The sequence below is a fragment of the Afipia clevelandensis ATCC 49720 genome, assembly GCF_000336555.1.
Classification (GTDB): domain Bacteria; phylum Pseudomonadota; class Alphaproteobacteria; order Rhizobiales; family Xanthobacteraceae; genus Afipia; species Afipia clevelandensis.
Genome location: NZ_KB375281.1, coordinates 2211802 through 2236842 on the forward strand (window position 1 = coordinate 2211802; position 25041 = coordinate 2236842).

Consider the following 25041-nt stretch of genomic DNA (forward strand, 5'->3'; position numbering starts at 1 on the left):
ACCTTAATTCCGGAACTCATTGGTCAGTTCACCGACCCCGTCGATGGCTACCGTGATCGTGTTCACCGGCTCCTTCATCACGCCGACGCCGAGCGACGTGCCGCAGGCGATGATGTCGCCGGGCAGCAGCGTCATGTCATGCGAAATCCTGCTGACCAGTTCCTGCGCCGAGAAAATCATGTCGGAAATCTTGTACGACTGCCGCTCTGCGCCGTTGAGGATGGTGCGCACGGTGAGCGTCGAGGGATCGACATCGGTGACGATCACCGGACCGAACGGGCAGAAATCGTCAAAGCCCTTGGCGCGCGCCCATTGCGGAAAGGTCGGATCCTTGTTGAGAATGTCCGCCGCGGTGATGTCGTTGACGCAGGTATAGCCGAGGACGAAATCATCGGCTTCCGCAACGGACACCGCGCGGCAGGTCTTGCCGATCACGATGGCCAGTTCGCCCTCATAGACCACCTTGCCGTCATACCAGGCGGGCTTCTGCACCACGGCATTCGGCGAGGCCGCCGTGGTCGGCGCTTTCAGAAGATAAAGCGGCTCCGGCGGCTCGGGCTTGTCTAGCTTCGCCGCAAGCGCGTGAAAGTTATTCCATAGCGCAATGATCTTGCTCGGCACGCAGGGCGCGAGCAGTTCGACCTCCGACAGAGCCAGCGTTGTCCCGTTGGCCTTCGGTGCGTCGAACATGTCGCCATGATGGACGACGATCTCCTGCCCCGACAGGGTGCCGAAACCGGTCTGATCCCGATGGCGAAAGCGAATCCAGTTTGTCACGATTGAAGCTCCAGACTAGATACCATTGCGAGCATATGCGCTCATCACTGGTCGTCCCGGCGAAGGCCGGGACCCATAACCACTCAATTCAGTTCGGCTCGCAATGTCGCAAAAGCTGCTCTTCTCGATGGTCTAGATTTGACGAAAGCTCAGGGAGTATGGGTCCCGGCCTTCGCCGGGACGACCCGAAGAGAGTCAGTGCTTACGCTTCACCATTCAATAAAGCCCCGCGACATTCGCCCGCTGCACCACCAGCGCCAGCACGGTGTCGATGCTCGGGGTCGGCATCTTCGTCAGCTTGCCCATTTCCTGGACCACGGTGACCAGCGGGTCGATTTCCATCGGCCGGCCGCGCTCGAGATCCTGCAACATCGAGGTCTTGTGCGCGCCGACCTTGCGGCCGCCTTCAATGCGGCGGTCCACATCGACGCGGAATTTGACGCCAAAGGTTTCCGCGATCTGCTGCGCCTCGACCATCATCGAGCGTGTCACCGCGCGCGTGCCCGGATCGCTGCACAACACATCGAGCGTTGCATGGGTGAGCGCGCTGATCGGATTGAAGGAGACATTGCCCCACAGCTTCAGCCAGATTTCGTCGCGGATGTTCTCCAGCACCGGCGCCTTGAGCCCGGCCTTCTCGAACAGCGCTGACAGCGCCTGCACGTCTTCGGTGATCTCGCCGGACGGCTCGCCGAGCGGAAAGCGGTCACCGTAGATATGCCGGATAACACCCGGCGCCTCGATCTCGGTGGCGGGATAAACCACGCAGCCGATGGCGCGCTCGGGGCCGAGTTCTTTCCACTGGCGCCCGCCGGGGTCGATGCTCTCCAGCCTCGCGCCCTCGCAAGCGTTGCCGTGCTTGTAGAAGTACCAGTAGGGAATCCCGTTGACGGCGGTGACGATGCGCGTCTTTGGCCCCAGCAGCGGCTGCATCGCATCGATCACACCGGCGATGGAATGCGCCTTGAGACAGATGATGACGACATCCTGTACGCCAAGTTCTGCGGGATTGTCGGTGCAGCGCGGATAGGCCACGCGCTCCTCGCCATCAATCAGGAGCTTCAAACCATCGGCTTTCATCGCCGCCAGATGCGCGCCTCGCGCCACCAGGCTGACGTCTGCGCCTGCCAATGCAAGCTGCACACCGAGATAGCCGCCGATCGCGCCCGCACCGTAGATGCAGATCTTCATCGCTTCCCCCAGGACTGAACGAACAAAAAAAGCAGGGCGCTTTCACATGACCGGGGAGTGCATGCGATCGCGCCCTGCAGGGAGAACCGTCAAACGAACGCGAATTCGGCGGGCCGCGCTGCGGGCTGCGCCCCAAGGCCGAACGTCGGCGAGGCATTGATGTCCCGCATGCTGATGACGCCGACCAGCGTGTGGTCGTCGATCACCGGCAGATGGCGAATGTGATGATCGTGCATCAGTTCGCGTACATAGTCGAGCAGATCGGTCGAATGGCACGAGACCAGCTTCTGCACGGAGATCAGCGCCGAAACTTTCATGCTCAGTCCGGCTGCGCCGTGTTCGGCGACGGCGCGGACCACATCGCGCTCGGTGAACATGCCCACCGCGACATTGCCCTCGGTGCGGCACACGTCCTTCACCACAAGCGCGCTGATGTTCTCGTCGCGAAGCAGCCGCGCGGCGGTCGCGACCGTCTCGTTCATGCGGACGGTGGCGATACGGGTGTTCTTCCTGTTCAGGATGTCTCCGACTCTCATCACAACCTCCTCTGGGCGGGGCCGGGATCTCCTCCCGGGGTGGAGCCATGCAAGGATGATCATCCTCGCGACACCCGAATATTGGTATACATTATGCCAAGAGTCAATTGGATCGTATTCCTATTTCGCGAGGTATGCCACAGGCGGCGAGCTCGCCTTTGGCCGCCCTTGCCCCTGCCCTGAGCGGTGGAAATGCCCGCCGCGATGCGGTCACCGCTTCGCCCTTTGCGGAAAAGTTTGCCGCCGTTTTGCCTTATGGGGCGACGGACCATCGTGATCAGCCAATAAGGTGTTGAGACGGCCTCGGATTTCCTCGCTAACCCGTCATCGCGAGCGAAGCGAAGCAATCCAGATCATTTCGCGCGAATGAGCGTGGGTGACGCGATGCTCCTTGCAATGACGAAGCGAAAAACAAATGCCCGGGACAGGCCCGGGCATAACGACACAATGCACTCATCATTCCGGGGCGCGAGCAGTTGGGAGCGAACCCGGAATCCAGACGTGGCATCCAATGGACTCTTCTGGATTCCGGATCAGTCCGCAGCGCGGACTGTCCGGAATGACGTGCAGATCATTTACCCCTTCAGCACATCCACCAGCGTCTTGCCGAGCCGCGCAGGCGACGGCGAAACACGAATGCCCGCCGCCTCCATCGCGGCAATCTTGGATTCAGCATCGCCCTTCCCGCCCGAGATGATCGCGCCGGCGTGGCCCATGCGGCGGCCCGGAGGTGCCGTGCGGCCTGCGATGAACCCGACCATCGGCTTCTTGCGTCCGCGCCTGGCTTCATCCTTGATGAACTGTGCCGCCTCTTCTTCCGAGGAGCCGCCGATCTCGCCGATCATCACAATCGATCGGGTGTCAGGATCGGCAAGGAACAGTTCGAGCATGGAGATGAAATCGGTGCCCTTGACCGGATCGCCGCCGATGCCGACGGCGGTTGTCTGCCCGAGACCTTCGGCGGACGTTTGATACACCGCCTCATAGGTCAGCGTGCCGGAGCGCGAGACGATCCCGACATTGCCTTTCTTGAAAATGTTGCCGGGCATGATTCCTATCTTGCATTCACCCGCCGTCATCACGCCGGGGCAATTCGGCCCGATCAGGCGCGAGTTCGATCCTTCCAGCGCGCGCTTGACGCGGACCATGTCGGCAACCGGAATGCCTTCGGTGATGCAGACGATTAGCGGCAGTTCGGCATCAATCGCCTCGCAGATCGCGTCCGCCGCGCCCGGGGGCGGAACATAGATCACGGTTGCATCGGCGCCGGTCGCCTCACGCGCCTCCGCCACCGTATCGAACACCGGCAGGCCGAGGTGGGTGGAGCCGCCCTTGCCGGGCGATGTGCCCCCGACCATTTGCGTGCCGTACAGCGCCGCCTGCTCGGAGTGAAAGGTGCCGTTTTTCCCGGTAAAACCCTGACAAATGACCTTGGTGTTGCTGTCGATGAGAATGGACATTACGCAGCTTCCTTCCGTGTGGCGCGAACGATTTTCTGCGCAGCGTCGTCGAGATCGTCAGCGGCAACGACATTCAGGCCGGACTCGGCGATCACCTTCTTGCCGAGTTCGACATTGGTGCCTTCGAGACGCACCACCAGCGGCACGCCAAGACCGACTTCACGCACCGCGGCCACCACGCCTTCCGCCACGACATCACAACGCATGATGCCGCCGAAGATGTTGACCAGAATGCCCTTCACATTCGGATCGGACGTGATGATCTTGAAGGCTGCGGCGACCTTCTCCTTGGTCGCGCCACCGCCGACATCGAGGAAGTTCGCCGGCGTCGCGCCGTAGAGCTTGATGATGTCCATGGTCGCCATCGCAAGGCCTGCGCCATTGACCATGCAACCGATGGTGCCTTCGAGCGCGATGTAGTTCAGGTCATACTTCGAGGCCTCGATTTCCTTCTCGTCCTCTTCGGTGAGATCGCGCAGCTTCACGATGTCCGGATGACGATACAGAGCGTTTGAATCGAAATTGATCTTGGCATCGAGGCAACGCAGCTCGCCCTGCTTCGTCACGACGAGCGGATTGATTTCCAGCATCGCCATGTCGGTGGTGACGAATGCGTTGTAGAGCTGCGCCGTCAGGATCGAAGCTTGCCTGGCGAGATCGCCGGTGAGACCGAGCGCCTGCGCGACATGCCGCCCGTGATGCGCCATCACGCCGGTCGCCGGATCGACCGAGAAGGTCACGATCTTCTCCGGCGTGTCATGCGCCACCTTTTCGATGTCCATGCCGCCTTCGGTCGACACCACATAGGCGATGCGCGAGGTCTCGCGATCGACCAGCATCGACAGATAGAATTCCTTCTCGATGTCGGAGCCATCCTCGATGTAGAGCCGATTGACCTGCTTGCCCGCGGGCCCGGTCTGCACCGTCACCAGCGTCCGCCCCAGCATTTCCTTGGCGAAGGCAGCAACTTCATCGACCGACTTCGCAAGACGCACGCCCCCCCTTGCATCCGCCGGCAACTCCTTGAACTTGCCCTTGCCACGGCCGCCGGCATGGATCTGCGATTTCACCACATAGACCGGCCCCGGCAGCGACTTCGCGGCGGCGACGGCTTCTTCAACGGTGAAGGCCGGCGCGCCTGCCGATACCATCACTCCGAAATTCTTCAGGACCGCCTTGCCCTGATATTCGTGGATATTCATTGCAGTCCTCCCGTCATGAACGAAGTCAGGAAATGTTCTGTTTTTCAGGGCTTTGAGGTCAAAAGCATTGCTTTGTATTTTGTATACCAGAGATTGCCTGCTCGTTCCACCCGTGTCAATCGGGCGGAAAAGAAAAACGCGCCGATCCGGAGACGGGCGCGTTTTCATTCTTGATCCTCGCAGCTTGAACCAGACCGCTAGGTCTTCATCAAACCGCCTGTTGCGACCTGGCGACCACGGCCTTGCGCCACGGCTTCAGCACAAGGATCGCAAGCAGCGACGCCAGAATGTTCGCGCCGGCCGCCACGATGAAGACCATGTCCCATGTGCCCGAACTCTGCTGCATGTAGTTCGCCACCGGAACCAGCAACGCCGCTGTTCCCTTCGCGGTGTAGAGCAAGCCGGCATTGGTGGTTGCGAACTTCGAGCCGAACGTGTCCGTGCAGGTCGAGGGGAAGAGCGAATAGATTTCACCCCAGGCAAAGAACACGAAGCCCGAGAGCAGCACGAACCAGAGCGGATCGTGACCCCACAAGTAGAGCATGTAGATGCCGACGCCTTCCATGCCGAACGCGATGAACATTGTGTTCTCGCGGCCGATCATGTCCGAGATCCAGCCGAAGAACGGGCGCGTCAGTCCGTTCAGCACGCGGTCGATGGTCGCCGCGAACGTCACGGCGGTCAGCGTCAGGCCCATCAGCGTCACCGGCGTGGCGTCAACCTTCCAGTCAACACCGATCGGCTTGAGGTTGGCCGTCACCATCAGGCCACCGGCGCCGACGATGACGAACATGAAATACATCAGCCAGAAAATAGGCTGACGCAGCACTTCCGTCGGCGCGAAGTTGCGGCGGCTCTGGATCACGTTGGCGTTCTGCACGGCAGCCGGCACCTGCCCCGCCTTCGGCGCGAACATCAGAAACGCGAGGATCACGATAATGATGCCCTGCCCCAGACCGAAATAGAGAAAGGTGGTCTGGAAGCCGTCATTCTTGATCATCGCCTGAATGGGAGCAACCGTCAGCGCGGAACCGGCGCCGAATCCTGCCGCGGTGATGCCCGCGGCAAGACCGCGCTTGTCGGGAAACCACTTCAGCGCGTTGCCGACGCAGGTGCCATAGACGCCACCGGCGCCGATGCCCGCGATGATCATACCGAGATAGAAACCATGAAGCGACGTCGCATGCGCGTTGACGATCCAGCCCACCGCGCACAGCACGCCACCGACCAGCACAACAATGCGCGGGCCGTACTTGTCGACGAACCAGCCTTCGACCGGCACGAGCCACGTCTCGAACAGGACGAAAAGGGTGAACGCCCACTGGATCGACGCGCGATCCCATCCGAATTTTTTCTGAATGTCGGGGACGAAGAACGTCCATCCGTATTGATAGTTCGCGATCATCACCATGGCGCCGACGCCGATCGCAAGTTGAAGCCAGCGATAGGTGTCGCTGACACGTGCAGCCGCCGGGGCTGCTGTATGCACCGTATCCGTCATAGTTCCTCCGAGCGCGCTCTGTTCTGTTTGATGTCGACAAGCGCTACCGGCGCGAAGGCTGGTATATGATATGCCAGATTGCAAGAGGTAATCGAAGGAACCTGCGACTTTTTAGCTATGCGCTTGCCGCATGCAATTCACAAACTAAAAAGGCTCCAGCAAAAGCCGGAGCCTTTCAATAGGACAATAATCAGCGATGGTCTCGCGGCACCGACGACGAAGACGCTCCGATAAATAAAGCCTCGACGCCGCTTGTCCGGACTAGGTTGCCGCCTTCGGTGTACGCGAAGACAGCCGCGCCCACCCGTTCGAGATCAGCGGCCAGAACAGAGCGATCAGGCCGAGCGTCATGATTGATCCAACCAGGCCGTTGGAGAAGAAGACTCCGAGACTGCCCTGGGATCCCAGCAACGCCTGCCGGAATGCTTCCTCCGCTTTGTCACCCAGCACGATGGCAAGGACCAGCGGCGCCATCGGATAATTGCATTTCTTCATGACGTAACCGACGACGCCGAACACCATCATCATCAACACGTCGAACGTATTGTTGTGAACGGTATAGGCGCCGATCGCGCAAAGAACGAGAATGACGGGTGCGATGATGCTGAACGGAATGCGCAGGATCGCGGCGAACAGCGGAACGCAGGTCAGCACCACGAGCAAGCCGACAAAGTTGCCGAGATACATGCTGGCGATGAGGCCCCAGACGAATTCCTTCTGCTCGACGAACAGCAGCGGACCGGGCTGCAAGCCCCAGATCAGCAAGCCGCCGAGAAGCACGGCAGCCGTCGGCGAGCCGGGAACGCCCAGCGACAACATCGGCAACAGCGCGGCCGTGCCGGCCGCATGCGCGGCGGTCTCGGGCGCGACCACGCCCTCGATCTCGCCCTTGCCGAAGTTATTGCCCTGCTTCGACATGCGCTTGGCGATGCCATAACTCATGAACGATGCAGGCGTCGCGCCGGCAGGCGAAATGCCCATCCAGACACCGATGAAACAGGAGCGCAGCGACGTCACCCAGTATCGCGGAAGCTCTTTCCAGGTATCCCATACGACGCGTGCGTTGATCTTGGCGGGCTTGCCCCTGAAGTTGAGTCCTTCTTCCATCGTGAGGAGAATCTCACCGATACCGAACAGACCAATTACCGCGATCAGGAAGTCGAAGCCACTGAGCAGTTCAGGGAAGCCGAACGTCAGGCGCAACTGTCCAGTGATGCTGTCAAGACCCACAGCCGCAAGCGCAAAGCCGATCATCATGGCGACAATTGTCTTGAAAGGCGGCTCCTTGCCCATGCCGATGAAACTGCAGAATGCGATGAAGAACACCGCGAATTTTTCTGCCGGTCCGAACTGAAGCGCAAACTTCGCGACGAGAGGTGCAACCAGCGTAATCATGATGACGGCAAACAGAGCGCCGACAAAGGACGACGTGAACGCAGCAGTGAGCGCTTCACCGGCCTTGCCCTTCTGCGCCATCGGATGACCGTCGAATGTCGTGGCCACCGACCATGGCTCGCCCGGGATATTGAACAGCACCGATGTAATGGCGCCTCCGAACAACGCTCCCCAATAGATGCACGAGAGCATGATGATCGCGGATGTCGGCGGCATGCTAAATGTCAGCGGCAGCAAAATCGCCACGCCGTTCGCGCCGCCGAGACCGGGCAACACTCCGATGACGACGCCGAGAACGATCCCGATCAACATGACCAGGATGTTGAACGGCTGCAGTACCGTCGCGAAGCCGTGAAACAGATTTATGATTTCTTCCATCGAAGTGTCCTCAGCCGCGGCGGGATTGTCTAGAGACCAAGCAACTCTTCCAGCGGCCCCTTCGGCAGCGGAATGAGGAACCATTTTTCAAAGAACAGATAGACGGCGAACGGCACGCCGAGCGCGACGGCGGCGGTCGTCATCCACGGATATTGCCCGAGCCACTTCATGAACAACGCGATGAGGAGAATGGAAGCGACGTAGATTCCGAGATACGGAATCAGGAGACAGTAAATCGTCGTGGGTGCGAGCACCGAGAGAACCTGACGAAGCTGTCCCCAATCCGCGAAAAGCTGGCCGTCATCGTGCTCCATCAAAAGCTGGATGCAGTTCACACAGCTCGCCAGCACGATGATAATGCCGACATAGAAGGGGAAGAATCCGGATTTCGGACCGTCCGGTCCCCATCCGGCACCGGCTTTCATGCTTCCGATGATCGTAACGATACCAAACAGGATGCAGACTATTCCGACACCGAACTCCGTCCACTTGTGTGACGGACCGCGGCCGGCTTCAGAAGAATGCTCGCTCATGATCTTTTCCGCGCTGGAGATCTGCCGGCGGAATTGTCCGCCGGCAGCATTGATTCCTTGAAGTTTACTGCGGAGCCGCCAGGAAGCCGGCATCCTTCATCAGGGCCTGATGCCGCTTCTGTTCGTTATCGACCCATGCCGAGTATTCGGGGCCGACCATCATGGTCTGATTGAAGGCACCGTCCTTCATCAGGGTCTGCCATTCCGGCGTTTCGCGAACTTTCTTGAATACGTCGATGTAGTAGTCCACCTGCTCCTTGGTCGCGCGCGGCGAGGTGAAGAATCCACGCAGCATCACGTATTCGACATCGAGTCCCTGCGACTTGCAGGTCGGAATATCGTTCCACGACTTCCCGTCGGCGATTGCGTCCTTGTATGGCAACGGCTTTCCGTCAAACACGCAGAGCGGGCGCACGGCCCCGCCACGCCATTGCGCGACCGCCTCGATCGGATTGTTGACACTGGAGTCGATATGCTTGCCGACAAGCTGAACCGCGACTTCACCGCCGCCACGATAGGGAATGTAGGTGAACTTCGCGTTGGCGGCCTTCTCGATGGCGACCGTGATGATCTGGTCTTCCTGCTTGGAGCCGGTGCCGCCCATCTTGAACTCGCCGGGCTTCGCTTTCACCGCCGCGAGATAGTCTTTCACGGACTTGTAGGGGCTTTCAGCGTTCACCCAGAGGACGAATTCGTCGAGCGCCATCATCGCGACAGGCGTCAGATCCTTGTGGCTGAATGGGATGCCCGTTCCCAACGGTGTCGTGAAAAGATTGGACAGCGTGATAACGAGCTTGTGGGGATTGCCGGCCGAGCCCTTGACGTCGAGGAAGCCCTCGCCGCCCGCGCCGCCTGCCTTGTTCACCACCACCAGCGGCTGCTTCATCAGACTATGTTTGGTGATAATGCCCTGAATGGTGCGGGCCATCTGGTCCGCACCGCCGCCGGTGCCCGCAGGCACGACAATTTCCACCGGCCGGGTCGGCTCCCATGCCGCCGACGCGGCGACCGGCGCCATCCCGAGGAAAACCCCAACACCCAGCGTCAGGCTCAATGTTCGATTAGACGACCACATCATGCGTTTCTCCCACTCGTTGTCTTCGCCGCTCAATGGCGACTTGATTTTCGAAATCTGCCTTGCTGGCAGTTATGGATTTCGCTTCCGGTGACGCCGGTTTGCCTGCTTCCCCGAACCTAAAATTCAACCGCGTGATCGAGACGCGCAGCCCGAGCCTTTGCGCGTTCGAATCCGCACAACGGGAGGGCCACGTTCATTGTCAGGGAGTTGCCGCCAAAGGCTATTGCACCACCGGCCAATAGACGGCCCGGCTGCGACGACACCGCGCACACGGCATCTGCCATTATCCCCTCCCCAAGGCGCGCCGTTCTGTTTGCGAAAGCGACAGCCGCTGCCTTAAGCACATCGTTGTATGCGATATGCCAGGACACAAGGATTATTGGTGAGGCCGCTCTCTGGCGTTGCGGTATGGAAACTTCAAAATCAAAAGCAAAAGGCTCCGGAAACCGGAGCCTTTTGCGATGTCGTGGTGTCATACAGCGCGCGATTATACGCGCGGCGCCAGTGACTTATTTATCAGAGTCCGAAACGCGGAGCATCGCCGTTGCGCGCTGCGATGGCGGCGCTCTTCATCAGGAAATTATCAACAAAAGCAATGATCTGCGCGAGCAGACCGTTCGACGAAGACAGGCTGATGGAAGCAGTTTTGGACATTGGTGGCCTCTTGGATCCGGTAAATTCAGCGGCAGTGCAGCACCGCGTTACTGGCAATTTATGTATACCAGATACCAGACTCAATGGTTCTTTTTGCATGGCAGCAATTGCACTGCTGCATCGCCATATGTGCCGAAACTGCGACAAAATGTCTCAGTTTTTGCACATCAGATCAAAAGGTAGCGGGTAAAATAAAACCATAAGGGCCGGTGCTGAACACCGGCCCTCGAATAATGCGTCACCGATCACTCGCGGCTATTCGGCCGCTTCCACCTTGCGAGGCGGCGACAACGCGCCCGAATTGTGCGCTTCGGCAACCTGGTTGTCGTTGAAGCCAAGCACCTGCTTCAGGATTTCGTCGGTGTGCTCGCCGAGCAGCGGCGAGCGGGTCACGACGGTCGGGCTGTCCGAGAGCTTGATCGGATTGCCGACCGACAGATACTTGCCGCGGGACGGATGATCCACCTCGACGATGGTGCCAGTGGCACGCAGCGACTGATCTTCCGCCAGTTCCTTCATCGACAGAATCGGACCGCACGGAATGTCGTCCTTGTTGAGGATTTCCATCGCCTCGAACTTGGTCTTGGTCATGGTCCACTGCTCGATGCGCGCGAAGATTTCATTCAGGCGCGGCAAGCGGGCCGGCGGCTTGGCGTAATCCGGATGGGTCTTCCAGCCGGGCTCGCCGATCACGTCGCAGATCTTTTCCCAAACCGGCGCCTGGGTGATGAAGTAGATGTAGGCGTTCGGGTCGGTCTCCCACCCCTTGCACTTGAGGATGCGGCCAGGCTGACCGCCGCCGGAGTCGTTGCCGGCGCGGGGAACGGCATCTCCGAACGGAACGCCTTCGCCGAACTGGCTGTATTCCTTGAGCGGGCCATGGGCGAGGCGCTGCTGGTCGCGCAGCTTGACGCGCGACAGATTCAGCACGCCGTCCTGCATGGCGGCGGTGACCTTCTGACCCTTGCCGGTCATGGTGCGCTGATAGAGCGCGGTGACGATGCCGAGTGCGAGGTGCAGGCCGGTGCCGGAGTCGCCGATCTGCGCGCCGGTCACCAGCGGCAGACCGTCGCGGAAGCCAGTGGTCGACGCAGCACCGCCGGTGCACTGGGCGACGTTCTCATAGACCTTGCAGTCTTCGTAGGGACCGGGACCGAAGCCCTTGATCGACGCAACGATCAGCTTCGGATTGATCTTCTGAATGGTCTCCCAAGGAAAGCCCATGCGATCCAGCACACCGGGGCCGAAATTCTCGACCAGCACGTCGCACTTCTTCATCAGTTCGGTCAGGACTTCCTTGCCCTTGGGGTTCTTGGTGTCCAGCGTGATCGAACGCTTGTTGTGGTTGAGCATCGTGAAGTAGAGGCTGTCCGCATTCGGAACGTCCATGAGCTGACCGCGGGTGATGTCACCGACGCCGGGACGCTCCACCTTGATCACATCTGCGCCAAACCAGGCCAGCAACTGCGTGCAGGTCGGTCCCGACTGAACGTGGGTGAAATCGAGGATGCGAACGCCCTTCAGCGCCTGTGTCATTATCTTCTACTCCGTATCAATCGACGCCTTCTGACGCCGAGTTTGAGGACTGAAATGATTGGGCAACAGCGCCCAACAGTGTGGCCTTATTTCTTCTTCAAAGCACTTTGCGGATTGAGATTGCCGATGCGGCCGCTTTCGCTGCCGGCCGCCGGATCAATCACCGCGTTGATGAGCGTCGGTTTACCCGAATCCATCGCCGCATTGACCGCGCGCTTCAATTCATCCGGTGTCGTCGCGTTAAAGCCGACACCGCCAAATGCTTCCATCATCCTGTCGTAGCGCGCGCCCTTGACGAAGACGGTTGGCGCAACATCGGGACCGCCCGTCGGATTGACGTCCGTGCCGCGATAGATGCCGTCGTTGTTGAAGATCACCACGCAGATCGGCAGCTTATAGCGGCAGATAGTTTCGACTTCCATGCCCGAAAAACCGAATGCGCTGTCGCCTTCGACCGCCAGAACCGGCTTGCCCGTCTCGACGGCGGCGGCGATCGAATAGCCCATACCGATGCCCATGATACCCCAGGTGCCAACATCGATGCGCTTGCGCGGCTGGTACATGTCGATGATGCCGCGGGCGAGATCGAGCGTGTTGGCGCCTTCGTTCACGAGGATCGCGTCGGGACGTTCCTTGATGATGGTGCGCAAAACACCAAGCGCGCCGTGATAATCCATCGGCGAATTGTTGTTCATCAGGCGCGGCGCCATCTTCGCGACGTTGTCGTCGCGCTTGGTCTGGACGGTCTTGATCCAGTCCGCCGCGGGTGCGGTCCAGTTGCCGCCCATGCCCTGCACCAGAGCCGTGACGCACGAGCCGATATCGCCAACCACCGGAGCGACGATCTCGACGTTTGAGTCCATTTCCTTCGGCTCAATGTCGATCTGGATGAATTTCTTGGGGGCATCGCCCCAGGTCTTGCCCTTGCCGTGCGACAGCAGCCAGTTCAGCCGGGCGCCGATCAGCATGACGACGTCAGAATCCTTCAGCACCGTCGAGCGCGCGGCACCAGCGCATTGCGGATGCGTGTCCGGCAGCAGGCCCTTGGCCATGCTCATGGGCAGGAACGGAATGCCGCTTTTCTCCACCAGCGTGCGGATCGCATCGTCGGCCTGCGCATAAGCTGCGCCCTTGCCAAGAATAATGAGAGGCTTCTTTGCGGACTTCAGCACATCAAGCGCGCGCTTGACGGCCTCCGGAGCCGGAATCTGCGCGGGAGCCGCGTCGATCACCTTCACCAGCGACTTCCGGCCGGCTTCCGCATCCATCACCTGACCGAACAGCTTGGCGGGAAGATCGAGATAGACGCCGCCCGGGCGGCCCGACACGGCCGCGCGGATCGCACGCGCCAGACCGATGCCGATGTCCTGCGCATGCAGCACGCGGAACGCCGCCTTGCAAAGCGGCTTCGCGATCGCGAGCTGATCCATTTCCTCGTAATCGCCCTGCTGCAAGTCGACGATCTCACGTTCCGACGACCCCGAAATCAGGATCATCGGGAAACAGTTCGTCGTTGCATGCGCGAGCGCGGTCAGACCGTTGAGAAAGCCAGGCGCGGACACCGTGAGGCAGATACCGGGCTTCTTGGTTAGAAAGCCGGCGATCGAAGCGGCATAACCGGCGTTCTGCTCATGGCGAAACGAGAGAACACGAATGCCTTCGGCCTGCGCCATGCGGCCGAAATCCGTGATCGGAATACCAGGCACACCGTAAATGGTATCGAGGCCATTGAGCTTGAGCGCGTCGATGATCAGATGGAAACCATCCGTCAACTCCCGCTCCTCGCTCGCAGCCGTCTCTACCTTGTTTGCCGTTGTCAGCATCGGTGGCCTCCCTGATATCTTCTTGTTGTTGGTCTACGTGAAAATTTCCTGCCCGTGGGTCTCGACATAGGTCGCCAGTCCAAGGGTGTGGTCGCGCGCGCGTTTCTCCGCGAGTTCTGTGTCGCGCTCCTCAAGCGCCTCGATGATTGCCAGATGCTCCGGCAGCGACACCGCGGTACGGTCCGTCCGGCCGATGGTGAGCTGGCGATAGCCGCGCACATGGAGCAGGATGTCATTGGTCATATCGACAAGGACCGGAGACTCGCTCAACGAAATCAGCGCCTGGTGAAACGCGATATTCGCCCTCGAGTATTCCGCGATGTGATCCTGCGGCAGACGGTCCTTGTTGAAGTCCTTGAAGAAGTTGCGCAGCGCGGAAATATCCTTCTTGCGCGCGATGGTCGTGATCAGACGCGCGGCCATGCTTTCCAGCGCCGCCCACGCCCGGATCATGTCCACGATCTCGGCCTTGGTTTTGCGCACGACGACAATGCCGCGGCGTGGAACCGTTTTGACGAAACCGTCCTGTTCCAGCATCGCGATCGCTTCGCGGATCGGCGTGCGGCTGACACCGAGATGTTCCGACAGCGCGCGCTCGTCGAGCATGACCGGCTCGGGATTCGTATAGATGTCCATCTTGAGGATGGCCTCCTTCAGCGCGTCGTAGGCCTTGTTCTTGAAACTGGCCTCCGGCGCGATGCGTACGATCGCGAGATCCTGGTCGTTCAGCGGCACCTTTGACGTTTTCTGGGTAACCATGAATCATCTCCCTCACTGGTTGAGGGCTGTATACCACGGGAGCGTTGGCTATGTTCTTGGCATACCAGATGCCAAAGTGTCAAGCGATGCAGGCAGCGCCGGGAAAGCACGCCAAACAGGCTTGACAAAGTTGGTTCTTGGCATACCAAATGCCAATTGTGGTTTGTTGCATTCACGCCTTTCGAAAGTGCGAAGAGCGACGCCAAAACAAGGTTCAAGCGCCCGGGAAACATCCGTCCGACACCTCGTGCGCAATCCGGTTTCCAAAAAATGGACGTGACAGGAGGAAGTAATGGCTCATTCGCAGGACGCAGCGCGAAAGATTGACGTCGGACAGCAGGCGAAGGCCGAGGTCCGAAAGATTCTCGACGCCGTCAAAGCCGACAAACGCACCAGCCTGACCGCGCCCGAGGGCAAGCTGGTGTGCGATGCATACGGAATTCCGGTCCCCAAAGAAGGTGTCGCGAAGTCCGCAGCGGATGCCGCCAAGATCGCGAGTGGCATGGGTTTCCCGGTCGTGATGAAGATCGTGTCCCCCGACATTCTCCACAAGACAGAAGCCGGCGGCGTGATCGTCGGCGTGAAAACCGCCGCTGACGCCGAAAAGGCCTATGACACCATTCTGGCAAACGCGAAGAAGTATAAAGCCGACGCAAAGATCGAAGGCATCCAGGTGCAGCAGATGCTGCAGGGCGGCACCGAAGTCATTGTCGGCTCGATCACCGACGGCTCGTTCGGCAAACTGGTCGCCTTCGGACTCGGCGGCGTTCTGGTCGAGGTGCTCAAGGACGTCACCTTCCGTCTCGCTCCCGCAACCACCGCCGATGCGCTCTCGATGCTCGACGGCATCCAGGCCCATGAAATGCTGCAGGGCGTGCGCGGCGGCGACCCGGTGAACCGAGAAGCGCTCGCGGACATCATCGTCAACGTGTCGCAGCTCGTCAGCGACTTCCCTGAAATCATCGAACTCGATCTCAACCCCGTCTTTGCGACCAAGAAGGACGCGACAGCGGCCGACGTCCGCATTGTCGTCGATTTCGACTACAAGCCGCGCCCCGCGCCGCGCTCCAATGAAGAGATCGTCACCGCGATGAACCGCATCATGCAGCCGAAGGCGGTTGCCGTGATCGGCGCATCGAGCGAAGCCGGCAAGATCGGCAATTCAGTGATGAAGAACCTCATCAACGGCGGATACAAAGGACAGATCTACCCCATCCATCCGAAGGCCGACGAGATCATGGGGATCAAGGCCTACAAGAGCGTCAAGGATGTTCCGGGTGTCATCGACACGGCCGTGTTCGCAATTCCAGCGAAGTTCGTCGCCGAAGCGCTGGCCGAGTGCGGCGAGAAGAAAATCCCCGGCGCAGTTCTGATCCCGTCGGGCTTCGCCGAAGCCGGCGCGCCTGAACTTCAGGAAGAAATTGTCAAGGTCGGCCAGAAGTACAACATCCGCCTGATGGGGCCGAACATCTACGGCTTCTACTACACGCCGGCCAATCTCTGCGCGACCTTCTGCACGGCCTATGATGTGAAGGGCCACGCGGCATTGTCGTCGCAGTCCGGCGGCATCGGCATGGCGATCATCGGCTTCTCGCGCTCGGCAAAGATGGGCGTGTCGGCGATTGTCGGCCTCGGCAACAAGTCGGACATCGACGAGGACGATCTGCTCGCTTTCTTCGAGCAGGACCCGAACACCACGATCATCGCGCAGCATTGCGAAGACCTGAAGGACGGCCGCGCCTTCGCGGAAGCCGCCAAGCGCGTCTCCAAGAAAAAACCGGTGGTCGTGCTCAAAGCCGGCCGCACCTCTGCCGGCGCTAAGGCCGCATCGTCGCACACCGGCGCGCTCGCCGGTAACGACAAGATTTATGAGGACGTGCTGAAGCAGTCGGGCGTGATCCGCGCCCGCTCGCTGCGGCAGCTTCTCGAATTCGCGCGCGGCATCCCTGTGCTGCCGACGCCGAAGGGTGAGAATGTCCTCATCATCACCGGCGCGGGCGGCTCTGGCGTGCTTCTGTCGGACGCAGTTGTCGATAACGGCATGTCGCTGATGGCGATGCCGCCGGATCTCGACGCGGCGTTCCGCAAGTTCATCCCGCCGTTCGGCGCCGCCGGCAATCCGGTGGACATCACCGGAGGCGAACCGCCGATCACCTACGTCAACACGGTGAAGCTGGGCCTGTCGGACGATCGCATCCACTCGCTGATCCTCGGCTACTGGCACACCATCGTCACGCCGCCGATGGTCTTCGCCAAGAACATGGTCGAGGTGAAGAAGGAGATGGAAGCCAAGGGCTTCGTGAAGCCGATGGTTGCGTCTCTGGCAGGCGACATCGAGGTCGAGGAAGCTGCCGAGTATCTTTACCAGAATGGCATTCCGGCCTATGCCTACTCCACCGAGCTTCCGGTTGAAGTGCTCGGCGCGAAATACAAGTGGGCACGCGGCGCAGGCTTGCTGTAACATCCAGGCCAGGGTGCTGCTCCATGCGGAGCAGCACCCTCCCCGGCACGATCTTCACGTCTATCGACCGCCGTAGGTAGCAATGAAGAAAAGCATGATCCGGCGAAAAACCCCAGAACCGCGCAGTCACACCGAGGCGGAAGCCGACGCCAAGGATGGCAGCGTCCAGTCCGTCAACCGCGCGCTCACCCTGATCGAGACCCTAGCGGAAGACGATGAAGGCTATCGCCTCACCGATCTTGCCGTCCGCGCCGGTCTTTCCACCTCCACCGTTCATCGCCTGCTGACGACGCTGGAAAAGCGCCGCTTTGTGCAATTCGACCGCAGCGAATCGAAATGGCATATCGGCGCGCGGGCCTTCTCGGTCGGCTCGACATTCGCGCGGCGCCGGAATTTCGTCGCCCATGCGATGCCTTACCTGCGTAAATTGCGCGACCAGACCCGTGAAACCGCCAATCTCGCCGTGGTCGACGACGAAACCATCATTGTGCTGACCCGCATGGAAAGCCGCGAGATCATGCGCTCGCTGACCAAGGTGGGTGGACGGGTCGCGATGGTCGCATCGGGTGTCGGCAAGGCTGTGCTCGCAACCTATTCCGACGAGGACGTCAACGCGATCATTCATCGTCAGGGCATGCCGCGCCTGACGGAGAAATCCATCGTGCGCCCCGGGGAATTGTTCAAGGCGCTGGAGATTGTCCGCCAGCGCGGCTATGCGTTGGACGATGAGGAAGCCCGCATGGGGCTGCGGTGCATTGCGGCCGTTGTCTACAACGATTGCAGCGAGCCGCTTGCAGCGATCTCGGTATCGGGGATGACCTCGCGAGTCACAGATGAGCGCGTGCCGATCATCGGCACCATCGTGCGCGATGTTGCAGCCGAACTGACGGTTGCACTGGGCGGAACCATGCCGGCCGCCGAAGCGAGAAGCTGAACTTCCCTTCCTGTTTTCCGTGAATGCGGATTTCACAACTTCTTCTGCGTATTTGTTTGATCGCGCGAGGGAATCTCTTGCGCGCCTCACATCGCGGGAAACAAATTCAACGCCGTTGAGAGAAGCCATTCTCCTCGCGATGATCACACTCGAACCTGAACATTCGAGGTGTGACATGGCGAAGATGCGAGCAATCGATGCGGCGGTGCGTATTCTCGAGAAGGAAGGCATCTCCTGCGCGTTCGGCGTTCCCGGCGCTGCGATCAATCCGTTGTACTCGGCGCTGAAGAAGCGCGGCTCTATCAATCACATCCTTGCGCGCCATGTCGAAGGCGCGTCGCATATGGCCGAGGGCTATACCCGCGCCAGGGCCGGCAATATCGGTGTCTGCATCGGAACATCCGGCCCCGCCGGAACCGACATGATCACCGGCCTGTATTCGGCGATCGCCGACTCGATTCCGATCCTTTGCATCACCGGACAGGCCCCTCGCGCGCGCATCTACAAGGAAGACTTTCAGGCGGTCGATATCGAATCCATTGCGAAGCCCGTGACCAAATGGGCGGTCACAGTGCGCGAACCGGCCCTGGTGCCGCGCGTTTTCAGCCAGGCATTTCACATCATGCGGTCGGGCCGTCCGGGGCCCGTGCTGATCGACCTGCCGCTCGACGTGCAGCTCGCCGAGATCGAATTCGACGACGAGACCTATGAGCCGCTGCCGGTCTACAAACCGAAAGCCACGCGCAAGCAGATCGAAAAGGCGCTCGAAATGCTCAACGCCGCCGAGCGGCCGCTGATCGTCGCGGGCGGCGGCGTGATCAATGCCGATGCGTCCGACCTTCTCGTGGCGTTTGCCGAGATCGTCAATGTTCCCGTGGTGCCGACGCTGATGGGCTGGGGCGCGATCCCGGACGATCATGTTCTGATGGCCGGAATGGTCGGCCTTCAGACCAGCCATCGCTACGGCAACGCGACCATGCTGGAATCCGATTTCGTTCTCGGCATCGGCAACCGCTGGGCCAACCGGCACACCGGTTCGATCGAGACCTACACCAAGGGCCGCAGCTTCGTGCATGTCGATATCGAACCGACGCAGATCGGCCGTGTATTCAACCCCGATCTCGGCATTGTCTCGGATGCGAAAGCTGCGCTTGAGCTGTTCGTGACGGTTGCGAAGGAATGGCGCAACGCCGGCAGGCTGAAGGACCGTCAGGCATGGCCCGCGGCGTGTCAGGATCGCAAGCGGACCATGCTGCGCAAAAGCCATTTCGACAACGTGCCGATCAAGCCGCAGCGCGTCTATGAAGAAATGAGCAAGGCCTTCGGCCGCGATACATGCTTTGTCAGCGTAATCGGCCTGTCGCAGATCGCCGGCGCCCAATTCCTCGGCGTCTACAAGCCGCGCAACTGGATCAACGCCGGACAGGCCGGTCCGCTTGGATGGACCCTGCCTGCTGCACTGGGCGCGCGCGTCGCAGATCCGCAACGCGAGATCGTCGCTCTTTCCGGTGACTACGATTTCCAGTTCCTGATCGAAGAGCTTGCCGTCGGCGCGCAGTTCAAGCTGCCGTACATCCACGTCGTTGTGAACAACTCGTACTTGGGCCTGATCCGTCAGGCGCAGCGTGGCTTCGACATGGACTATCATGTCCAGCTCTCGTTCGAGAACATCAACGCGCCGGAGCTTGGTGTTTACGGCGTCGATCATGTCGCTGTCGCTGAAGGCCTCGGCTGCAAGGCGATCCGGGTCACGCATCCGGAAGATGCGCAGGCCGCGTTCGCCACCGCGCGCGAGATCATGAAGGAATACAGCGTGCCGGTGGTGGTCGAGTTCATTCTCGAGCGCGTCACCAACATCGCGATGGGGACCGAGATCGACAACATCGTCGAGTTCGAGGAGGTGCTGGATCTGCCGCTCGACGATGCGGCGGTCAGCCCCGACAAGACCCGCGGCAAACTGCTGCCTGTCTGACGCCGTCAACTCAAACAAAGGACATGTCGCGTGCCGAAATTTGCTGCAAACCTGACCATGCTGTTCAACGAAAGTCCCTTCCTTGACCGCTTCGCGGCGGCCAAGGAAGCGGGATTCGGCGGAGTTGAGTATCTGTTTCCCTATGATTTTGAGAAAGGCGTGCTCGCCGAGCGTTTGCAGCAGTACGGCCTGACACAGGTGCTGCACAATCTGCCCGCCGGAAACTGGAGTGCCGGCGAACGCGGCATCGCGATCCTTCCGGATCGCGTCGCGGAATTCCGTGACGGCGTTGCGCGTGCGGTTGAATATGCCAAGGCACTCGATTGCCGACAGGTGAACTGCCTCGCAGGTATTGCCCCAGCAGGAGCAGATCCCGCTAAACTGCGTGCGGTGTTCGTAGAGAATCTGCGTTACGCCGCCGATGCCCTTGCAAAGCACAACATCAGGCTGCTGATCGAGCCGATCAACACGCGCGATATCCCCGGTTTCTTCCTCAATGGAACCGAACAGGCGATCCAGATCATCTCGGAGGTCGGCTCGGAAAACCTGTTCGTCCAGTACGATATCTATCACATGCAGATCATGGAGGGTGACCTTGCCCCGACCGTGACAAAGCACCTCGACCGCATCGCGCATATTCAGTTAGCGGACAATCCCGGCCGGAACGAACCCGGCACCGGCGAAATCAACTATCCATTCCTGTTTCGCACTCTTGACGAGATCGGCTATCGTGGATGGATCGGCTGCGAGTACAAGCCGAAGACCACCACCCTCGAAGGCCTGGGGTGGTACGAGCCGCATACGGTCGATGCATAATCAAGAAGAATAGAGAGATTGGGAGATCAGAATGACCGATATCGGTTTCATCGGATTGGGCATCATGGGACGGCCCATGGCGGGCCATCTTCTGGCCGCCGGGCATCGCCTGTTCGTGCTGGAAAAGTCCGCTGCCGCGAAAGACCTTGTTGCCGCGGGTGCAACCGCTTGCAAGTCTGGCAAGGAGATCGCGGAGAAAGCCGGCGTCGTCATCATCATGGTGCCGGATACACCGGACGTTGAATCCGTGCTGTTTAGTGCGGGCGGCGTTGCCGAAGGCTTGTCGAAAGGCAAGATCGTTGTCGACATGAGTTCGATCTCGCCGATCGCAACCAAGGAATTCGCAAGGAAGGTCAACGCCAAGGGCGCGGACTATCTCGATGCTCCGGTTTCCGGCGGAGAAGTCGGTGCGAAAGCTGCCTCGCTGACCATCATGGTGGGTGGCCCGCAAAGTGCGTTCGATGCGGTCAAGCCGCTGTTCGACAAGATGGGCAAGAACGTCACCCTGATCGGCGGCAACGGTGACGGACAGACCACCAAGGTCGCCAATCAGATCATCGTCGCATTGACCATCGAGGCGGTCGCAGAAGGCCTGCTGTTCGCCTCCAAGGCCGGCGCCGATCCGACACTGGTCCGTCAGGCCCTGATGGGCGGTCTTGCCACCTCGCGTATTCTGGAATTGCACGGCGAGCGCATGATCAAGCGGACGTTCAATCCGGGCTTTCGTATCGAACTGCATCAGAAAGATCTCAATCTGGCGCTCGAAGGCGCACGCGCACTCGGCCTGTCGCTGCCGAACACATCCACGGCGCAGCAGCTTTTCAATGCCTGCGTGGCCCATGGCGGCAAGGCCTGGGATCATTCCGCGATGGTCAAGGCGCTGGAAACGATGGCCAATCACGCGGTCGCCAAGGACTGATGTCCCTGGCGGCACTGGATTTGATGGACGGCGCCGAAACACTGCGCCGTCCACTTTAGTATGACCTCCAGATTTGTCTTTCCGGATATTTCGTCGGGTGGCACAGTCACCCAACGAACTGCCTTGGGGAGAAACGCATGATCGTCGTGACCGGAGACGCCATCGCCAAATCCGAAACCTTCGATGAGGTCCGCAAGCTCAGTCTCGCGCATGTCCATCGCTCGCGCACCGAACCGGGCTGCATTTCTCACGCCGTTCATATTGATTGTGAAAACCCGCTTCGGCTTGTCTTTGTCGAGCAATGGGCCGACAAGCAGGCCCTGATGGCTCACTTTCAGGTCCCGGCCTCGCGCGCATTCGTGAAAGAGTTGCGCAGCATGCTGTCCGAACCGTCCACGATCCAGATCTACGATGCCACGCAGCTCTCCATGCTGTGAGAGCTGCGGATGGGCACAGCCCTATTGCTTGCGACCGGTGCTCGCTGGCTTGATATGACCTTCCGGACCAGAGCTGAAACGCTCGACAAGAAAATCAATGAACAGGCGGACTTTCACCGCAAGATGCCGCGTCGGCGGGTAGATCGCGTACAGCGTCAGTGGCGGCGCCTTGTAGTCATCAAGCACGGTGTGAAGTTTTCCCGCCCGCAGCGCCTTACCGGCGATGAACGTGGGGAGCAGCGCGACGCCCCGGCCTTTCACGGCAGCATCGCACAGCACTTCCGCGTTGTTCGCGCACAGCAGCCATGACGGCTGAATCCAGTGATCGCCATCTTTTCCGGTGAGCTTCCACTGGTTACCGGTCAGGAGAAAGCCATAGGTGAGCGCGGCATGGCTGCGCAAATCATTCGGATGGGCGGGAACGCCGTGCTGCTTCAGATAGGATGGTGCTGCGCAGATGACCCGCTCGATCGGAATGATCTTGCGCGCGATCAGGCTGGATGATTCAAGGTCCGCGATCCGTAATGTGACATCAAATCCGCCCTGCACGGGATCGACCTGCTCATCGCTCAGAACGAGATGGATTCGCAGTTCGGGATTGATCTCCATGAAGTCGGCAATCGCACTGCCGAGCTGCAGCGTGCCGAACGACATCGGCGCATTGACGCGCAGCAGCCCGCGCGGCGTGGACTGCAAGTGAGCCACGGCCTGATCGGCAGCGTCGATATCCGCCAGAATGCCCAGCGCACGCTCGAAATACATCTCGCCGTTTTCGTTGGGGCTTGCGTGGCGCGTCGTCCGGTTGAGAAGCTGCACGCCAAGGCTCTCCTCAAGGTCCCCGACATATTTGCTGATCGCGGAGCGCGAGAGCCGCAACTGCCTGCCGGCTTCGGAGAAGCTGCCAAGCTCAACAACCTTCACGAACGCCCGGAGGCTGGCGAGCTTGTCCATGGAGCACCCCTTCGGCGGAAAATGGATTGTCATCAAATCATAGACAGAAACGCCATGAAAGCGCCAATTGTCTTTAATTCGGCAAGAGCCAATATCCCTGCAACCGAGGCGGAGATGCCTCTTCATGCAGGAGAAGACGACCATGTCTGGCATTCATCACGTCACCGCAATCGCTGGTAATGCATTGCAAAATTTCGACTTTTATACGCGGCAGCTCGGACTGCGCTTCGTCAAGAAGACCGTCAATTTCGACGATCCGGGCACCTATCACTTCTATTACGGCGATGAGGCTGGCAGCCCCGGCACAATCCTGACCTTCTTCCCCTGGGAAGGCGCGGCACCCGGCCGTGGCGGCGTCGGCCAGACCCAGCAGACGGCGTTCCGTGTGCCCGCCCGCTCGCTCGGCTACTGGACGCATCGCTTTATCGAGAAGGGCATCGCCCACGAAGCGCTCGAAAAGCGCTTTGGCGAATCCGTGTTGCCCTTCACCGATCCCGACGGCATGAGCCTCGCGCTGGTCGGCATTCCCGGCCTTGAAAACGAGCCTGGCTGGAGCAATGGGGATGTCCCGGCCGAGCACGCGATCCGCGGTTTTCATGGCGTGACGCTGCTGCTCGACAACGCGGCACGCACCGGGGCGATCCTGACCGATGTGTTCGGCTTCAAGGAAGCCGCGCGCGAAGGATCGGTGATCCGCTTCAAGGCGCCCGGCCTCGCCACAGGCGGCGTGGTCGACATCTATGAAGCCAAGGGCTTCCTGCCCGGACGGCAGGGGACCGGATCGGTTCACCACATTGCCTTCCGTGCGGAGGACGATGCCGAGCAGGCCGAGATGGCGCGAAAGCTGGTCGAGACGCACCGTCAACATCCGACGGAGCAGAAGGACCGGAACTACTTCCGCTCGATCTACTTCCGCGAACCTGGCGGCGTGCTGTTCGAGATCGCAACGGATGATCCCGGCTTTGCCGTGGACGAGCCGGTGGCGACGCTCGGTCAGGACCTGAAGCTGCCGAAATTCCTCGAGGCCCATCGCAAGGACATCGAGGCCGTGCTGCCGTCACTTGAAAGGGCTGCGTCATGAGCAACGATCTGAGCTTCGCTCATCGCTTCGAGCCGGGAAACCGGCTCGAAGCTCCCCCTCTCCTCCTGCTTCATGGCACCGGCGGCGACGAGAACGATCTGTTGCCGCTGGGCCAGGCTGTTTCGCCGGGCTCGGCTCTGCTGTCGCCGCGCGGCAAGGTGCTTGAACACGGCATGCCGCGTTTCTTCCGCAGGCTCGGAGAAGGCGTGTTCGACGAGGACGACCTTCGCCGGCGCGCCGATGAACTGGCAGACTTCGTCGAAGCCGCGCGGGCCCGCTATGGCATCGCGGCGCCCGTCGCGCTGGGCTACTCGAACGGCGCGAACATCGCGGCGGCGATGCTGCTGCTCCGGCCCGACGTGCTGGCAGGCGCGATCCTGCTGCGCGCCATGGTGCCGCTGTCGCAACCGCCGCAGGCCGACCTGAAGGACAAGCCGGTGCTGATCATATCGGGCAAGCTCGATCCGATCATTCCGTCCAGCAACTCGGCGCAGCTTGCGGGCTTGCTGGCCAAAGCCGGTGCGAACGTCCAACATCCGGTGCTGCCGACGGGACATCAGTTGACACAAACCGACCTGACCATGAGCCGCGAATGGATCAAGGCGGTGGGATTTCTGCAAGTGCAGGCAGGTGCGGCCTGAACCGAT

At 60.4% G+C, this 25041-nt stretch carries 22 protein-coding genes; 8 read left to right on the forward strand and 14 right to left on the reverse strand.

What is annotated here, in order from left to right; genetic code table 11:
* Positions 1-3: 3 nt before the first annotated feature.
* The 13 genes from HMPREF9696_RS10590 to HMPREF9696_RS10645 all read right to left on the reverse strand — a co-directional run bounded on the left by HMPREF9696_RS10590 (position 4) and on the right by HMPREF9696_RS10645 (position 14823).
* Positions 4-777 carry a fumarylacetoacetate hydrolase family protein gene (locus HMPREF9696_RS10590; protein WP_002712995.1) on the reverse strand — a complete coding sequence of 258 codons (774 nt, stop codon included), beginning with the start codon at positions 775-777 and terminating at the stop codon, positions 4-6.
* A gap of 216 nt (positions 778-993) precedes the next feature.
* Complete coding sequence (locus tag HMPREF9696_RS10595; RefSeq protein ID WP_002712996.1) at positions 994-1968, reverse strand: 2-dehydropantoate 2-reductase; 975 nt, start codon at positions 1966-1968, stop codon at positions 994-996.
* Positions 1969-2057: 89 nt separating this feature from the next.
* Complete coding sequence (locus tag HMPREF9696_RS10600; protein WP_002712997.1) at positions 2058-2504, reverse strand: CBS domain-containing protein; 447 nt, start codon at positions 2502-2504, stop codon at positions 2058-2060.
* Between the two features lie 575 nt (positions 2505-3079).
* Entirely contained in the window at positions 3080-3964 is an 885-nt protein-coding gene (sucD, locus tag HMPREF9696_RS10605) for a succinate--CoA ligase subunit alpha (protein WP_002712998.1), read from the reverse strand.
* Positions 3964-5166: an ADP-forming succinate--CoA ligase subunit beta gene (sucC, locus tag HMPREF9696_RS10610; protein ID WP_002712999.1), complete on the reverse strand. Its 1203-nt coding sequence runs from the start codon at positions 5164-5166 to the stop codon at positions 3964-3966. Before sucC ends, sucD begins: the two co-directional genes overlap by 1 nt.
* 208 nt (positions 5167-5374) lie before the next feature.
* The gene (gene oxlT, locus HMPREF9696_RS10615; RefSeq protein ID WP_002713000.1) at positions 5375-6667 is read right to left on the reverse strand and encodes an oxalate/formate MFS antiporter; all 1293 of its coding nucleotides are present in this window, start codon (positions 6665-6667) and stop codon (positions 5375-5377) included.
* 261 nt (positions 6668-6928) lie between these two features.
* A complete protein-coding gene (locus HMPREF9696_RS10620; RefSeq protein ID WP_002713001.1) occupies positions 6929-8440 on the reverse strand; it encodes a tripartite tricarboxylate transporter permease in 1512 nt (503 codons plus the stop codon).
* 29 nt (positions 8441-8469) lie between these two features.
* Positions 8470-8973: a tripartite tricarboxylate transporter TctB family protein gene (locus HMPREF9696_RS10625; protein ID WP_002713002.1), complete on the reverse strand. Its 504-nt coding sequence runs from the start codon at positions 8971-8973 to the stop codon at positions 8470-8472.
* 64 nt (positions 8974-9037) lie between these two features.
* Entirely contained in the window at positions 9038-10051 is a 1014-nt protein-coding gene (locus tag HMPREF9696_RS10630; protein ID WP_002713003.1) for a Bug family tripartite tricarboxylate transporter substrate binding protein, read from the reverse strand.
* 516 nt (positions 10052-10567) lie between these two features.
* Positions 10568-10705: a hypothetical protein gene (locus HMPREF9696_RS21815; RefSeq protein WP_002713004.1), complete on the reverse strand. Its 138-nt coding sequence runs from the start codon at positions 10703-10705 to the stop codon at positions 10568-10570.
* A 255-nt stretch (positions 10706-10960) separates the two neighbouring features.
* The gene (gene frc, locus HMPREF9696_RS10635; RefSeq protein ID WP_002713005.1) at positions 10961-12241 is read right to left on the reverse strand and encodes a formyl-CoA transferase; all 1281 of its coding nucleotides are present in this window, start codon (positions 12239-12241) and stop codon (positions 10961-10963) included.
* A gap of 86 nt (positions 12242-12327) precedes the next feature.
* Positions 12328-14064 (reverse strand): oxalyl-CoA decarboxylase, encoded by a 1737-nt coding sequence (gene oxc / locus HMPREF9696_RS10640; protein ID WP_002713006.1) that lies wholly within the window; start codon positions 14062-14064, stop codon positions 12328-12330.
* Between the two features lie 33 nt (positions 14065-14097).
* Positions 14098-14823: a GntR family transcriptional regulator gene (locus tag HMPREF9696_RS10645; protein WP_002713007.1), complete on the reverse strand. Its 726-nt coding sequence runs from the start codon at positions 14821-14823 to the stop codon at positions 14098-14100.
* A 292-nt stretch (positions 14824-15115) separates the two neighbouring features.
* Between HMPREF9696_RS10645 and HMPREF9696_RS10650 the strand changes: the two genes are divergently transcribed.
* The 6 genes from HMPREF9696_RS10650 to HMPREF9696_RS10675 all read left to right on the forward strand — a co-directional run bounded on the left by HMPREF9696_RS10650 (position 15116) and on the right by HMPREF9696_RS10675 (position 22362).
* The gene (locus tag HMPREF9696_RS10650; RefSeq protein WP_002713008.1) at positions 15116-17284 is read left to right on the forward strand and encodes an acetate--CoA ligase family protein; all 2169 of its coding nucleotides are present in this window, start codon (positions 15116-15118) and stop codon (positions 17282-17284) included.
* Positions 17285-17366: 82 nt separating this feature from the next.
* Entirely contained in the window at positions 17367-18218 is an 852-nt protein-coding gene (locus HMPREF9696_RS10655; protein WP_002713009.1) for an IclR family transcriptional regulator, read from the forward strand.
* A 175-nt stretch (positions 18219-18393) separates the two neighbouring features.
* Positions 18394-20190 (forward strand): glyoxylate carboligase, encoded by a 1797-nt coding sequence (gcl, locus tag HMPREF9696_RS10660; RefSeq protein ID WP_002713010.1) that lies wholly within the window; start codon positions 18394-18396, stop codon positions 20188-20190.
* Between the two features lie 30 nt (positions 20191-20220).
* Entirely contained in the window at positions 20221-21006 is a 786-nt protein-coding gene (hyi, locus tag HMPREF9696_RS10665; RefSeq protein ID WP_002713011.1) for a hydroxypyruvate isomerase, read from the forward strand.
* 31 nt (positions 21007-21037) lie between these two features.
* Positions 21038-21925 (forward strand): 2-hydroxy-3-oxopropionate reductase, encoded by an 888-nt coding sequence (locus HMPREF9696_RS10670; protein WP_002713012.1) that lies wholly within the window; start codon positions 21038-21040, stop codon positions 21923-21925.
* 137 nt (positions 21926-22062) lie between these two features.
* Entirely contained in the window at positions 22063-22362 is a 300-nt protein-coding gene (locus HMPREF9696_RS10675) for a putative quinol monooxygenase (RefSeq protein ID WP_002713013.1), read from the forward strand.
* 21 nt (positions 22363-22383) lie between these two features.
* Here the strand turns inward: HMPREF9696_RS10675 and HMPREF9696_RS10680 are convergent, their stop codons facing one another.
* Positions 22384-23313 (reverse strand): LysR family transcriptional regulator, encoded by a 930-nt coding sequence (locus HMPREF9696_RS10680; protein ID WP_002713014.1) that lies wholly within the window; start codon positions 23311-23313, stop codon positions 22384-22386.
* Between the two features lie 142 nt (positions 23314-23455).
* Here HMPREF9696_RS10680 and HMPREF9696_RS10685 point away from each other — a divergent pair, with 142 nt between their 5' ends.
* Both HMPREF9696_RS10685 and HMPREF9696_RS10690 read left to right on the forward strand, forming a co-directional pair.
* Complete coding sequence (locus HMPREF9696_RS10685; RefSeq protein WP_040301970.1) at positions 23456-24394, forward strand: ring-cleaving dioxygenase; 939 nt, start codon at positions 23456-23458, stop codon at positions 24392-24394.
* Complete coding sequence (locus HMPREF9696_RS10690; RefSeq protein ID WP_002713016.1) at positions 24391-25035, forward strand: alpha/beta hydrolase; 645 nt, start codon at positions 24391-24393, stop codon at positions 25033-25035. Before HMPREF9696_RS10685 ends, HMPREF9696_RS10690 begins: the two co-directional genes overlap by 4 nt.
* Positions 25036-25041: the final 6 nt, after the last annotated feature.